We start from the raw sequence: 13,426 nt of genomic DNA on the forward strand, positions 1-13,426 counted from the left end.
ATGCAATACGCGATAAGATTAAACGGGATAGAAAAAAGATTTGGCGAAGTAAGAGCGCTAGAGGGCATTACCTTTGACGTAAACGCCGGCGAGTGGGTCAGCATAATGGGGCCAAGCGGCAGCGGCAAAAGTACGCTGGTAAATATCCTCTCGCTGATGGATGAGCCTACAGCCGGCACGTACACGCTAGGCGGAGACGACGCTAGCAGACTTAGCGACGAGGAGACGCTCAAATTTCGCCGCGAAAAGATCGGGCTGATATTTCAGCAGTTTCACCTCATCCCCTACCTAAACTGCGTCGAAAACGTGATGATAGCGCAGTACTACCACAGCAGCGTGGATGAAGAGGACGCTAAAAAGGCGCTCGAGCGGGTTGGTCTAGGACACAGGCTAGATCACCGCCCTAGTCAGCTTAGCGGCGGCGAACAGCAGCGTCTGTGCATCGCGCGTGCCCTGATCAACGATCCTGATATCTTGATAGCCGACGAGCCGACGGGCAACCTAGATGAAGCAAACGAGCGCGTAGTTTTGGAGCTGTTTCAAAAGCTGCGAAGCGAGGGCAAAACGATCCTGCTCATCACGCACAACCCTGATCTTGGGCAGTTTGGCGATAAGATCGTCTATCTAAGGCACGGCAAGATGGAAAATATTCACCACGTGAGCGACGGCGAGCGCGCGGAGGCATGCGAGAGGCTAGCAAGTGAGCCAAAGGGTCAAAGCGCCTTTGCGACGGTTTAAATTTGGGAGAATTATGATAAAAAAATATATATTATTAGTCTTTGCGGCGGCGATGATAGCGGGCTGCGGAAATAGCGGCTTTGACAAGCACCACATTAGCCTAAACTCGCCAAAGGGCGTCGATACGCACTATTTTCCCGAGGGCAGGCGGCTTAAAACGGACGGCAAGCCCTATATGCTCTTTTTCTTTGGCACATCCTGCGGCGCCTGCGTAGCGCAAGCTCCGATCGTAAATGAAATTTACTCCGAGTTTAAGGACAAATTTGGTGTTTACGGGATATTTGGACCCAGCCTTGGATTTGATAAAGATATCGACATGGTAAGGCAGCATCATATCGACTACGACGTCATTAGCGATAAAGTTTCGGTCGATTATTTCAGCAAGGCCGTCGGCGGTGTGATGGGCGTGCCTGCGATCTTCGTCTTTGACGGCGAGGGTAATCTCAAAAAGCGCTTCATAGGACTCACTCCAAAAGCCGCTCTAGAAAACGAGATCAAGCTGGTATTATAAATTTACTCAAACGTAAAGATTTAGTAGTAAAATACGCTTAAATTTGATCCTAAATTTGACCCGTCCGCGTTAAATTTGCGGCGGTCAAATTTGAATAAGGAGACGCGAAATGAAACTAAAAATTTTCTCTTTTTTGCTATTTGCGATTTTTTTCGTAGGCTGCGGCGAGCCCCGCACGCCCGAGCTTTACGCTAGAAGCACGATGCCTATTTTTATCACTAACGGCGACGTAAAAAAAGCCTCTCGCAGCGTCTATGTTTATTTTAAAAACTCCTGCGGCTACGCAAACACGCTAGAAAATACCGTGCGAAACAAACTACTGCAAAACGGCTTTACCCAAAGCATGGATCAAAAGAGCGCCGATATCGTGATAATGGGCGATTTTGCGAGCTTGCAGCGCTTTGAGCGACGCGAACGTCCGCGCGCATATATGAGCATGGGTTATGGTTTCGGTAGCTACGGATACAGGCGCAGTATGGGCTTTGGTATGCTTTTTGGTGACCCGTTTGACGATGATTTTTACGACAGGACGGATTATTATCTTTACAGAGCCTTTATTAGCGTGATGATCCGTGCAAACGGCAGCGAACAAAGGACGAATCTCGAGATCGAAAGCGGCCAAAATCTTTATTCGCCAAGCTACATAATCCCGTATATAGAAGAGAAGGCGGCGACGCAGATACTTAGTTTCTTTTATCCTTAAACGGCTTGTCTTTTTCCGCTATACTGCGTTGAAATTTAAATTTTAAGCTCGGCAGACTATCTTTGCTTCGCTTTGCTCGCAACTGCAAGCAGAGGTCTAGCCTGCGCTTAAAATTTAAATTCCGCCTTGTCTAGCAAAAAAATACTGCACCTTATCGTTTTACGTTCAAATTTGACATTAAATTTATAAATTTGAGTCACCAAGACCTGCACCCTGAAAATGTTAATACGAGTTTTTAATTTTGACGTATCGATTCAGGCCATTCACTCTTTGCCTAAAATTTACGTTTATCAAATTTAACTCCGCTAACATCAAATTTGCCGCCGTCTGCAAACCAAGCCGCGCGAAAATTTATAAATCTTATCTTAATGAAAATCAAGAAATACTCAAATACTTTTCTATATAATTGTGATACGAAAAATCAAAATTATCATAAAGGATCTTAAATGAGATTAGCTATCAGTCTGGCTGCGGCTGCGACGGCGCTATTTGCAAACGGCGCAAATCCCGACGTCATAAAGCCGGTAAAGGATTTCACGCCTCCGCCGCCTTATACGCCAAACATCGCCCAAAGCGCGTTTCCCGAAAATCAATTCGACCGCGCGCCAAGGGATGATTATTTTTTCGTGACGGATTTGCTCGATAATTCTATGGATAAATTTCACGTCGCGGGCGGCTTTTACGGCAGGACGTTTTACGGTTCGGGACTTTTTAAATACCGCGGCGCAAATTTCTACACGATTTTAAACGCGAACTTTTCTAAAGCCAACCGCTACAAAGACGGCGGCGGCAGGACGTGGAACTACGGCTACGCCAGGCAGGGGCAAAGCGCGGTCGTGGGTTTCGTGCCTAGCGAGCTAAGCGAGTTTAGATTTACGCTCGTGCACGATAATATCGACGACGACAAGCAGCCTCACCATCTCATGGACGCCGTCAAAACCGAGCGATACGTCGGTAAATTTAACGCTCGCATCGGCGCGGAGGATCTATCAAATACGCTAAATTTCGAGCTGATGCTGCGCGACGTGAGCAGAAACGCCGACAACTATCATCTAAGAAGCACGTCACCAACGGTCAAGGCCGAGATAGATAGAAAAATCGTGGATGCCGAGCTAAAATACGACGCGGATTTTGGCGACTTTCACAATCTTACGGGTATCAGCTATCAGCACGATAATCACGAGGGCAAAAGGTATCAGAGGCAACCCGGCGGCTGGGTTTTTAACGGCTATAGATTTGCCGACGTGACAAATAAGCGAACGAGGATTTTTGATACGCTGAGTTATAAATTTAGCGACGCTCACAAGCTTAGCCTTGCGCTAAACTACGACTGGATGAAGTCAAATTTAAAGGGGCTAAACGAGCCCTATTTTGCGCCCGCCGCGCCGCTTCGGACGGTAAAAGGGCTCGTCCGTAGCGTTTACGGCTACGATTTTGACGGTAGCGTCAAGCAAGACGGCCTAAGCGCCAGTCTAAAATACGATTTTACGCCAAACGAGCTAGATAGCTACTACGCGGCGCTTGAGAGCTTGCAGCGCATACCTGGCAACATGGAGCGATTTAACACACTTTACGGTCCGATGAATAACGGCTGGGTGAGCAACCCGCTGCTAAAGCCCGAGCGTCACAACCGCGTAAATTTGGGCTTTACCTATAAGAGCGAATTTTATAAAGAATACATGAGTTCGCGTCAGGGCGAGGATAGCTTTAGCGTGGGCGGGTACTTTATCGCAGACGATGCGCAGGATCTGGTTATCTACGATCGCCGTCACTCGGCCGCGGCCGCGCCGATGAATAAAAACGCCGTCATCACGCGCAACGTCGATGCTAGAATTTACAGCGTAAATTTGCGCGGCGAGTATAATTTCGCGCTAAATTTCGGGCTAAAAACTTCGTTATTTTACAACTACGGGCAAAACAAAACCGACGGCAGACCGCTCTATCAGATCCGTCCGTTTGAGGCAAATTTGGCCTTTGATTACAAAGACTACGCGAGCTTTGGCAGCTACAACATCGGCACGGCGGTACGCTACGTAGCAAAGCAAAACAGAGGCGATTTCGATAAATCCACCGGCTTTGGCATCGACAAGCGCGAAGCGGCTAAGAGCTTTACGACGATGGACGTTTACGGCGGATTTGAGTTTAAAAACAGCTGGGGCGTGAGGCTTGGCGTGACGAATATCTTTGATAAAGATTACGCCGAGTTTATCAGCGGCGAGCACGTAGGAGCGCTGGATCCTGATCCGGTGGTGCGTGCGCCGGGGAGGGCGGTGTTTGTTAGCTTCCACTCTAGCTTTTAAAATTTGAGCGGCGGCTCGTATCGTGAGCGTCTTTAACGGAGCTAGAAATTTTCTCTCTCGATGAACTATATGTTCTATCTTCGATCGAAAATTTCTTCGCAACCCTCAAATCCATCTCACGATACTTCGCCTTATCGTTTTATGTTCAAATTTGAAGTCAAATTTGCAAATTTGGGTCGCCGAGGCCCGTACCGCAAAAACGTAAATTTAAATTTGCAACGCTTTGCGTCAGCAAAGCTATGTCGCCACCTCTCACGTGCAGTGGGGTTGGTGGGGGTTTGGGGGCGGAAGGGGCGACGCTTCGTAAGTAGAAACCCCTTCCGCCTCCCAAGAAAAAAATAAATTTGAGAGCTTAAATTTAATGAACCAAGTCAACAAAAAACCAAGATTTAAATCAAGGTTTTATATTTAAATCTTGGATATAATTATCAAAAATAAGTTGAGGTAAGCTCAAATTTGCCTCGAGTAAATTTAGCATTTTTGCGGTGCGGGTCTGGGTGGGTCAAATTTAACGCAAAGCTAAATTTAAGCAGGCGTCGGCGCGTAAAAGTCAAATTTAACGCGACGTAATCTAAATTTACAAAGTCGCGCTACGAACTCGGCTATGCGGCAAGTTCAAATTTAAGCAAAGCCGAATTTATAAAGGGCGTAGCGCGTAAAAATTGGCGGGCGGCGCGGTTAAATTTGAGCTCAAATTTAACCGTGAACAAAAGCGAAACGAAATAAAATTTAAAATCTTAATACAAGGAGAAAGTTATGAACAGACGAGGATTTTTAGGACTCGGCGCGGCGCTTGGCGCGACTACGATGGCTCCTAGCCTTTTTGCGAAGGAAAACTTTACGATGTGGGGCGCGCCTGCGATCCCTAGCGTGATAATGGCAGTAGCAAGCATGCAAGGCGAGCTAGCAAAGACGCACGACGTGAAGCTGCGCATCTGGAACACTCCGGACGTCCTGCGCGCGGGCGTGGCTAGCGGCGATATCAAGGTCACTATGTCGCCCTCAAACGTCGCTGCGAACCTGCGAAATCAGGGGTTAAATTTTGCGATGTTAAATTTGCTCACGCTAGGCGTTATGAACGCGATGATAAAAGACGAGAGTATCAAGACGCTCGAGGACTTCGTCGGCAAAAAAATCATAATGCCGTTTAAAAACGATATGCCCGATCTCGTGCTACGCGCGCTTTGCAAAAAACGCGGCATAGACGCGAGCAAGCTTGATATCACGTATACCCAGACGCCGCCTGAAGCGGTTGGGCTGTTTATCCAAAAGGACTACGACGTGCTTATCGTGCCGCAGCCTCTTAGCGAGGCGACGATTTTGCGCGGTAAAAAAGCGGGCGTAGCGGTGCATTACGGGCTTGATTTTCCTAAAACTTGGGGCGAGAGCTTTAATGCCAAACCATACATCCCGATGGCCGGAATCATCGTAAACGTGGACTACTACGAGGCAAATCGCACGCTTTTTGAAACTCTGCACGCCGATCTAACGAGCGCGCTAAAATGGATCCTAGAAAACAAACAAAGCGCGGCTAAAATCGGCGCCGAGTATCTGCCGGCTCCAGAGCCTGCGCTAGCCGGGGCTTTTGATAAGGCAAATTTAACAGTAACAAAAGCGCATGAGTTGCAAGATGACGTGATGGCGTTTTTTGAGCAAATTTTCGAGTTTAATCCAAAGCTGCTCGGCGGCAAAATGCCCGATAAGAGCCTATTTTTATGATACTTATAGATAACGTCAAAAAAGAGCGCGGCGCATTTTTAAAGGTCGCAGACTACCTTTGGGGCGGCTTTAGCGGACTTGCCACGATAGCGCTTATTATCGCGCTTTGGCAGATCGGCAGCGAGCTGGGAGGGGAGTTTTTACTCCCCGCGCCCGAGGCGGTTTTCGTGCGGGCTTACGAGCTTTTGGCGGATTATAAAAACAGCGAGATAAACATCACTCTCGTGCGCTCGCTAGTCGGAGTCGGTACGGCCTGTGCTATCGGTATCACGCTAGGTCTGGTTGCGGGAGCATATAGAAGCTTTGCCGCGTTTTTAAAGCCCGTGATCACGACGCTGCTTTCTATGCCGCCTATTATTTGGATCGTTTTAGCTATATTTTGGTTCGGGTTTGGAAACGCGAGCACCATCTTTACGATCATTATCACGGTTTTGCCGCTAACCTTTGCTAGCTCGATGGTCGGCATGATGAGCGTTAGCGAGGAGCTAAAGGAGATGTTTGACGCCTACAAACTAGGCATTTGCAAAAAGATTCGCCACCTATACGTTCCGCACCTAACTAGCCATATCATCAGCTCTCTAAGCGTCGCCGTAGGTATGGGCGTAAAGATCGTCATCATGGGCGAGCTACTGGGTGCAAACGACGGTATGGGCGCTAGGATCGCGAGCGCTAGAGTGATGCTAGATACCACCGAAGTGATGGCCTACGTCGTGCTTACTATCGCTATCATTATGCTTTTTGAGTATCTGGTGATCGAGCCGCTAAAGATCACGCTAATGCCGTGGAAAAGGTAGTTTGCGATGCTGGAACTTCAAAATTTAGAATACGAAATTTTACGCGACAAGGTCGTGCGCGATTTTAGTTTAAAGGTCGGCGCGGGCGAAGTAGTGACGCTATTTGGCGCGAGCGGCTGCGGTAAAACCACGATCCTGCGCCTAATCTCGGGTCTCATCGATCCGCGCAAAGGCAAAATAATCAATAAATTTAACAAAACGACCTATCTCTTTCAGGAAAATCGCCTGCTGGAGTGGAAAAACGCGCTCGATAACGTGCTACTCGTGATGGATGAGCCTGACGAAAAGGCCGTGCTAGAGCTCTTTGCTAGACTAGGACTAACAGAAAAAGACGCGCTAAAGTACCCAGATGAACTAAGCGGCGGTATGCGCCAAAGGGTTGCTTTCGTGCGGGCGATCGTGACAAAGCCTGATTTGTTGCTGATGGATGAGCCGTTTTCGGGTCTTGATTATGATATGAAAGAAATCCTGATAGACATCGTCACGCGCCGCGTCGAGGAGGGTATGAGCGTGGTGCTAGTGACTCACGATAGGATGGAGGCGGCTAGGATGTCGAGTAAAATTTGCTTTTTAGCGAGCAAGGGCGCGGTGATCGAGCGCGAGCTAGAGCTTGAGCGCGCCTTTTCGCAGCGGGATTTTGCCTACGCTAGCGGCGTGATAGACGAAAATTTTAAAGGAAAAATTTATTATGATTAACGACTTTTTTACCCATCCGATGAGAATTTTTTTCCTTACGAGCGCGGTTTGCGCGGTGCTAGGCGGTGCAGTGTTTTTTACGCCCGTGGATTTTGTTAGCTGGCACAAATTTATCTTTTTGCACCTTGTCGCCGCCCTTGCGTACGCGGGATTTTTGCTAACGGGGCTAACTGATTGGACGAATTTTGGCGGAGGGTTAAAAAAGCACGCCTATGCTATGTTTTCGTTTTTTGCGGCGAGTTTTGTTAGCGCGTTTTTTAGCCTATTTGCGGCTCATTTTTTTATGGCGCTTTTTTGGGCGTATCTGGCCGGGCTTTGCGTTTATATGATCTGGCTTGATAGGAACGACGATCAGCTGGGCGTTTTGGCATTTTTACTAGGCATTTTGGGATTTGAGATTTACTATCTGCTTAGCGGCGAGGAGAGATTTTTAAATTTACAAATTCACCTGCACGTGATTGCGATTTTGCTTATATCTTTTCGCGTTAGCGTGGTGCTCGGCAAAGAGGCGCTAAACCGCGAGCCCGGTATGCAAGACGCGGCCTTTGTGCCAAATTTCGTCTATAAAAACATCGCGATCGTTAGCGTTTGCGCGTTTTTGTTAGTTAGCTTGTTTTTTGAGGACAGCAAGGCGGTAAATTTTGCCGCGATAGCCTGCGGTAGCGCGATTTTAGCCAAGCTAAAAGAGTGGCACTACAAAGAGCTTTTGCGCCATAGCTTCGTGGTTTATTACTACTTGATGCAGCTTTTGCTGGCTGCCGGTTATATCCTTTACGGCGTAAGCGGGATTTTGGGGCTGGGGCTAGAGACAAACATGCTGCACGTCATCGCGCTAAACGGCATTATTTTTAGCATTATGCTTATCTTTAACATCGCGGGTTTGCGCCACAGCGGGCAGGAGCTTGAGTTTTTACGCCTTAGCAAGATCGCCTTTGCGCTTGTTATTGTCGCGGGCGTTTGCAGGGGCTTTTTAGCTTACGTTTGGAGCGGATTTTACATCCATCTGCCGGCGACCTTTATCGCCGTAGCTTTCGCGCTTTGGTTTACCGATTTTTATAAAATTTTTAGAGATAACGAGTTTAGCGACGATCCGGAGTAGGCGGCTAATCTAGCGTTCTTTTATACCTAGCGAGCGATATGGCCGTGCTAACGCATAAAAACGCCAAAATCGCGGCTAGATCGTAGTAAAAATCGCTAAGCTCGGCGCTTTTTAGCCAGACGCCTCTAATGATACGCAAAAAATGCGTCAGCGGAAAGCACTCGCCGATAAATCGCGCCCACGCGGGCATCCCGTAAAAAGGAAACATAAACCCCGACAGCAGCATCGAAGGCAAAAAGAAAAAATAAGTCATCTGCATCGCCTGCAGCTGGCTGCGAGCTAGCGTGCTAAAGGTAAAACCGACGCCCAAATTTGCAAGCATTAGCAAGGTGCAAGCCGTAAAAAGCGCTACCCAGTCGCCGATAGGAGGCAACCCAAAAAGCAGCCTCGCTATCAACAAAAGAGCGCCTACTTGCAGGTAGGCTATGAGCAGGTAGGGTAAAATTTTGCCTATCATCACTTCGGCCGGGCGCAGAGGAGCGGCGAGGAGATTTTCCATCGTGCCGCGCTCAAACTCCCTCGTCACCGAGATGCTCGTTAGCAGGATCGTCGTTAGCGTGAGCAAGATACCCATGAGTCCCGGGATGATCTGATAGCGCGTGAGTAGCTCGGGGTTGTAGCGGGAGTGTGCGCGTAGTTCAAATTCCGCCCTAGGCTGCGCGTAGCCGGGCTTATCTCTAGCTATAGCTTGCTCAAATGCCATTTGCAGCGCGGTCGCGGCGCCCGAGTTTGCCGAGGGGTCGGTGGCGTCGGTAGCGATTAAAATTTTAGGCGTTTGGCCTCGTATGAGGTCGCGTTCTAAATTCGGCGGAAAATATATAATAAACTGCGCCTCGCCGCTTTGCATCATGGCTTCGGCCCCGTCCGCGTCCGCGCCGACGTGTTTGACGTCGAAAAACTCCGTATTTTTCATCGCGCTAACTAGCGAGCGAGTGAGCTTGCCGCCGCCCTCGGCTATCACTACGGCTGCTGGCAGGTGGCGCGGGTTGTTGTTTATCGCGTAACCAAAAAGCAGCATCAGCATCAGCGGCATCGCGATGATCATAGCTAGCGTCGCGCGGTCTCTTAAAATTTGACGAAATTCCTTTACTACCATCGCTGCGGTACGTGAAAACGAGATAAATTTCATCGCCGCTCCTAAAATCGCTCGTCTTTATGAAGCTCTAGCAGGTGGATGAAAACATCCTCTAGGCTCGCTTTTATCGGTCTTAGGCTTAGCTCGTTTCGCGGTATTTCTAGGCTTTTAACCGCCTCTTGTAGCGCGCCCGCGTCCTTTGCGGTTACGTGATAGCCGTTACCAAAAGCCGAAACGCTAAGCGCGGAGTTTGATGCTAGTCGCCCGGCCGCCCAGCCGGCCGCGTCTCCGCTGAGCTCCCAGACGTTTAGATCGTAGCTAGCGATGATGTCTGACTGCGTGCCGCGTGCTAGGATCTTGCCGTAGGCGATGTAGATGAGCTCGCGGCAGCGCTCGGCCTCGTCCATGTAGTGCGTGGAGACTAGCACCGTGATGCCATCCTGGGCTAACTCGTGGATGATATCCCAAAATTCGCGCCTAGCCTTTGGATCTACGCCCGCCGTGGGCTCGTCGAGCAAAAGCAGCTCCGGGGCGTGCACGAGGCACATCGCAAGCGCCAGCCGCTGCTTCCAGCCGCCCGATAATCTGCCTGCTAGGTGGTTTTGACGCGGGGCGAGATCTAGGCGATCTAGGATTTGATTTACGGCAGCTTTTTGGTTTTTGACCGCAAAGAGCCTAGCGATAAATTCCAAATTTTCTCTCACGCTAAGATCGTCGTACCAGCCGAATTTTTGCGTCATATAGCCCGTTTTTAGGCGTATGGCTTCGCTTTGGTTGCGGAAATCATACCCTAGACAGCTGCCGCTACCGCCGTCTGCTTTTAAAAGGCCGCAAAGCATGCGTATAGTGGTCGTCTTGCCGCTACCGTTAGGTCCTAAAAATCCGCACACGCTACCCTTTTTGACCCTGATGTCGATATCGTCCGTGATGATCTTTTTGCCAAATTTTTTGGTGAGGCCTCTAACGTCGATGGCGTAGTCGCCGCCCTGCGGCTTGGGACTTAAATTTGGAGTCAAATTTGAGCTATGGCTTGCGGTTAAATTTGCTGCGTTTGTCAAATTTGACGCTAAATTTGACCCGCTCAAATTTGATTTTCTTTCGGTCGGCGACGGAGCTTTGTCTATGCCGTAAATTTTATCGCCGCGTGCGTTTAAATTTTGCCCGAGCGAAATTTCGTCTAAATTTAAGCGCCGAATTTGAGCGGAGATATTTTGCGCGTTCACGGCTCTAGCCTCGCTTTTATCGGTAGCGACGGGTGCAAGGCGGTTGCGTTGTTTTCGGGTACGGCTTCGACTAGATACACTAGCGTGCTTTGCGAGGTTTGGTTGTAGATGACGGGCGGGGCGTACTCGGGAGCGGACGCGATTTTGACGATGCGAGCGCTAAAGTCCGCGCATCCCTCGCAGCTCACGCGCGCTTTTTGCCCCTCGCGCAGGCCAGGCAGCGCGCCTGCGGGCACGAAAAATCTGATCTTGACCTCGCCCGGCGGCAGTAGAGATAGCACGGGCTGCGAGCTTTGGACGAACTCGCCCGTTTTATAAAATATATCTTCGACGAATCCGGATTTCGGCGCTAGGACGGCGGTTTGCTCCAGCCTCCACCGCGCGGCTCGCTCCTGCGCTTCGGCCGCTTTTATTTTTGCTTTTAGGCTTGTTATTTGTTCGATTCTAGCGGGCAAATTTGCGATCTTTAGCGCGGCGTTTAGCTCGCTAACCAGGGCGTTTGCGCGGTCAAATTCCGCCTTTGCGGCGTCAAATTCTTTTTGCGAAACGGCGTTTTTAGCTAGCAGCGACTTTGCGCGATCGTAGTTGGCCTCCGCTATCCAAAGCGCGGTCTTAGCTTGTTTTAGCTCGGCATTTATCCGCTCGATCTCCTCCGGGCGCTTGCCCGTGCTAAGGTCGGCTAGCTCGGCCTCTAGAGCTTCTATGTTAGCCTTTGCGGCGTCTAAATTTGCCAGCGCTTCGGCGCTCTCAATCTCAAAAAGCGGCTCGCCTTTTTGGACGACGACGCCCTCTTTGACGCTTAAATTTACGATCTGCCCGCTAACGCCAGGCGCCACGTAAAGATAATCTCCTTCGACGTAGCCGTTAAAAAACGCGCTCCGGCTTTCGTCCGCGCAGCCCGCAAAAATCAGGATAAAAAAGGCAAAAAACGCGTAAAATTTGCTCAAATTTAAACTCATTTCGCCTCCTTAAAGCCGCTGTCTCATTAGCATTATACTCCGCTTTGGTTAAATTTGGCTACATTTTAGGATGCCGCGCGGTACTCGGGAGGGAAATACTATCGGAGCGCAGGCTTCGGATAGTGCAGCAGAAGTGGTGGTTTTTTATCTCTTTTTAGGAAAGAGTAATTTAAATTTGGAGCAAATCTATACGGCGATTTAGTATTTTTCGAGTTTGAAATTTTCCAGATGCGCTTTATAAGCACCATAAAAACGGCAACTCAAAAAAAGAGGATAAAAAATATCCGCTTTAAGCTTTCTTTGAAGAGCAAGATTATATAATTCTCATTTTAACGATAGTAGTTATTAATATTAAATATTGAGGAGAAGAAATGAAAAAAATCATTTCAGGTGCGCTAGCCACGTCATTGCTGGCTGCTTCGGCATTTGCTTTTAGTGTAGATGGCAACCCTAGCGTCAAATTCGTTGGTTATAAGTTAGCTAACAAAACAGCCGTCGAGGGTACGTTTAAAGATCTTGGCTTTAAAAGCGCGGAAAACGCAAATTTTGCCGATTTTCTAAAAACCTTTGAGTTTAACATCGATCCTAAAAATATCGATACAAAGTTGCCCGATCGCGACAAACGTGTCGGTATGATCTTTGACGGCAACGCAATAACAGCTAAAATCGTATCCGTAAGCGGCGACGAAAAAGCGGGCGAAGCTGAAGTCGAAGTTAGCGTAAAAGGAAACTCAAAGTCTTACAAAACGCAGTATACGGTGGAAGATGGTAAACTAAAGGCTAAAATCGGCATTGACTTGTTGGCTGATTTGAAACTCAATGAGACATTTGAAAAATACGCGGCTTCAGCCAAGCCTTTTCATGGTGGCAAAAGCTATCCGGATGTAGAAATCTCACTCGAAGCTAAAATAAAATAATCCTTAAATTCGGCGCTTAAAGATCTGCTTGCGCCGAATTTTCTACTTTATTATTATTTTTTATTCCGTAATGCCGAAAAATCGATAACTTAAGATATAATGAGCCGTAAAATTTAATTAAGGCGAAAAAATGACGACGAAAGAAAATAAAAAAGGGGCGGTAAGCGCGCTATTTTTGGCGGTTGCGCTGTTTGCGGCGGGGTGTGCGGGATATTTTTATTACGGCATAGGCGGGACGGGCGTTTTTACGATGGTCGTTGCCGTGATCTGCGCCGTTTTTTGCGTGAAAAAGATATTTCAGGTTAGCTTTCTAAGCATCGATGACGACGGGTTTTTGGTGCAAAAAGGCGGCAAGAACGCCAAATTTTACTTTAAAGATATCGAAGAGATCGGCGTTCGTATGGTCGACGCCAAGCGCAAAATCGACGTTTTAAACGTGAGGTTTAAAAGAGGCAAACTAGACCGCGACGCGGCTGATGGCCTCATGCAGCCTATCGGCGACGATGACGCCGTGATATACGACAAATACGAGCTATCCAAGCACGAGGTTTTTAAAATTTTAAAGCAGAAATTTGAGGCGTTAAACGCGCAAAAAAGCGAAAATAAGAAAAAGTAAAATTTGGCTAGGCCCGCTGGAGTCAAATTTGATTTTTAGCTTTAGTGACCCAAATTTGCGAATTTGACCGAAATTT

Annotated in this window: 14 protein-coding genes; 10 read left to right on the forward strand and 4 right to left on the reverse strand. The window is 48.4% G+C overall.

All coding sequences use genetic code 11. The features are described 5' to 3' along the window. The 4 genes from E4V70_RS07410 (at nt 1) to E4V70_RS07425 (ending at nt 4,252) form a co-directional block, all read left to right on the forward strand. The gene (locus E4V70_RS07410; protein WP_122862491.1) at nt 1–738 is read left to right on the forward strand and encodes an ABC transporter ATP-binding protein; all 738 of its coding nucleotides are present in this window, start codon (nt 1–3) and stop codon (nt 736–738) included. A 13-nt stretch (nt 739–751) separates the two neighbouring features. Further along, the gene (locus E4V70_RS07415; protein ID WP_122862492.1) at nt 752–1,249 is read left to right on the forward strand and encodes a TlpA family protein disulfide reductase; all 498 of its coding nucleotides are present in this window, start codon (nt 752–754) and stop codon (nt 1,247–1,249) included. Nucleotides 1,250–1,358: 109 nt separating this feature from the next. After that, a complete protein-coding gene (locus tag E4V70_RS07420) occupies nt 1,359–1,952 on the forward strand; it encodes a hypothetical protein (protein ID WP_122862493.1) in 594 nt (197 codons plus the stop codon). A 446-nt stretch (nt 1,953–2,398) separates the two neighbouring features. Further along, the gene (locus tag E4V70_RS07425; RefSeq protein ID WP_122862494.1) at nt 2,399–4,252 is read left to right on the forward strand and encodes a TonB-dependent receptor domain-containing protein; all 1,854 of its coding nucleotides are present in this window, start codon (nt 2,399–2,401) and stop codon (nt 4,250–4,252) included. Here E4V70_RS07425 and E4V70_RS11115 read toward each other — a convergent pair. After that, nucleotides 4,242–4,367: a hypothetical protein gene (locus tag E4V70_RS11115; RefSeq protein ID WP_269472423.1), complete on the reverse strand. Its 126-nt coding sequence runs from the start codon at nt 4,365–4,367 to the stop codon at nt 4,242–4,244. The genes E4V70_RS07425 and E4V70_RS11115 overlap by 11 nt on opposite strands. Before the next feature lie 641 nt (nt 4,368–5,008). Between E4V70_RS11115 and E4V70_RS07435 the strand changes: the two genes are divergently transcribed. The 4 genes from E4V70_RS07435 to E4V70_RS07450 are packed head-to-tail and all read left to right on the forward strand — an operon-like array spanning nt 5,009 to nt 8,560. Further along, nucleotides 5,009–5,971: an ABC transporter substrate-binding protein gene (locus E4V70_RS07435; protein WP_122862495.1), complete on the forward strand. Its 963-nt coding sequence runs from the start codon at nt 5,009–5,011 to the stop codon at nt 5,969–5,971. Further along, nucleotides 5,968–6,765, forward strand: a complete 798-nt coding sequence (locus E4V70_RS07440) for an ABC transporter permease (protein WP_122862496.1) — start codon at nt 5,968–5,970, stop codon at nt 6,763–6,765. The genes E4V70_RS07435 and E4V70_RS07440 overlap by 4 nt, the downstream gene beginning before the upstream one ends. A 6-nt stretch (nt 6,766–6,771) precedes the next feature. Continuing rightward, complete coding sequence (locus E4V70_RS07445; protein WP_122862497.1) at nt 6,772–7,461, forward strand: ABC transporter ATP-binding protein; 690 nt, start codon at nt 6,772–6,774, stop codon at nt 7,459–7,461. Further along, nucleotides 7,454–8,560, forward strand: coding sequence for an NnrS family protein (locus E4V70_RS07450; RefSeq protein WP_122862498.1), 1,107 nt, complete (start codon nt 7,454–7,456; stop codon nt 8,558–8,560). Before E4V70_RS07445 ends, E4V70_RS07450 begins: the two co-directional genes overlap by 8 nt. 4 nt (nt 8,561–8,564) lie before the next feature. On the opposite strand, the gene E4V70_RS07455 is transcribed toward E4V70_RS07450, so the two are convergent. From E4V70_RS07455 to E4V70_RS07465, 3 genes are read right to left on the reverse strand one after another with little or no spacing between them, the layout of a single operon-like run. Continuing rightward, a complete protein-coding gene (locus tag E4V70_RS07455) occupies nt 8,565–9,689 on the reverse strand; it encodes an ABC transporter permease (protein WP_122862499.1) in 1,125 nt (374 codons plus the stop codon). Nucleotides 9,690–9,697: 8 nt separating this feature from the next. Further along, on the reverse strand, nt 9,698–10,858 hold the full coding sequence (locus E4V70_RS07460) for an ABC transporter ATP-binding protein (protein WP_197730464.1): 1,161 nt from the start codon (nt 10,856–10,858) through the stop codon (nt 9,698–9,700). Continuing rightward, on the reverse strand, nt 10,855–11,817 hold the full coding sequence (locus tag E4V70_RS07465) for an HlyD family secretion protein (protein ID WP_122862500.1): 963 nt from the start codon (nt 11,815–11,817) through the stop codon (nt 10,855–10,857). The genes E4V70_RS07460 and E4V70_RS07465 overlap by 4 nt, the downstream gene beginning before the upstream one ends. A gap of 371 nt (nt 11,818–12,188) precedes the next feature. Between E4V70_RS07465 and E4V70_RS07470 the strand changes: the two genes are divergently transcribed. Together E4V70_RS07470 and E4V70_RS07475 are read left to right on the forward strand one after the other, a co-directional pair. After that, nucleotides 12,189–12,734, forward strand: a complete 546-nt coding sequence (locus tag E4V70_RS07470; protein WP_122862501.1) for a YceI family protein — start codon at nt 12,189–12,191, stop codon at nt 12,732–12,734. 130 nt (nt 12,735–12,864) lie between these two features. Further along, nucleotides 12,865–13,350: a molybdate transport repressor gene (locus E4V70_RS07475; RefSeq protein ID WP_122862502.1), complete on the forward strand. Its 486-nt coding sequence runs from the start codon at nt 12,865–12,867 to the stop codon at nt 13,348–13,350. Nucleotides 13,351–13,426: the final 76 nt, after the last annotated feature.

The sequence above is a fragment of the Campylobacter showae genome (assembly GCF_900699785.1).
GTDB lineage: Bacteria > Campylobacterota > Campylobacteria > Campylobacterales > Campylobacteraceae > Campylobacter_A > Campylobacter_A showae_D.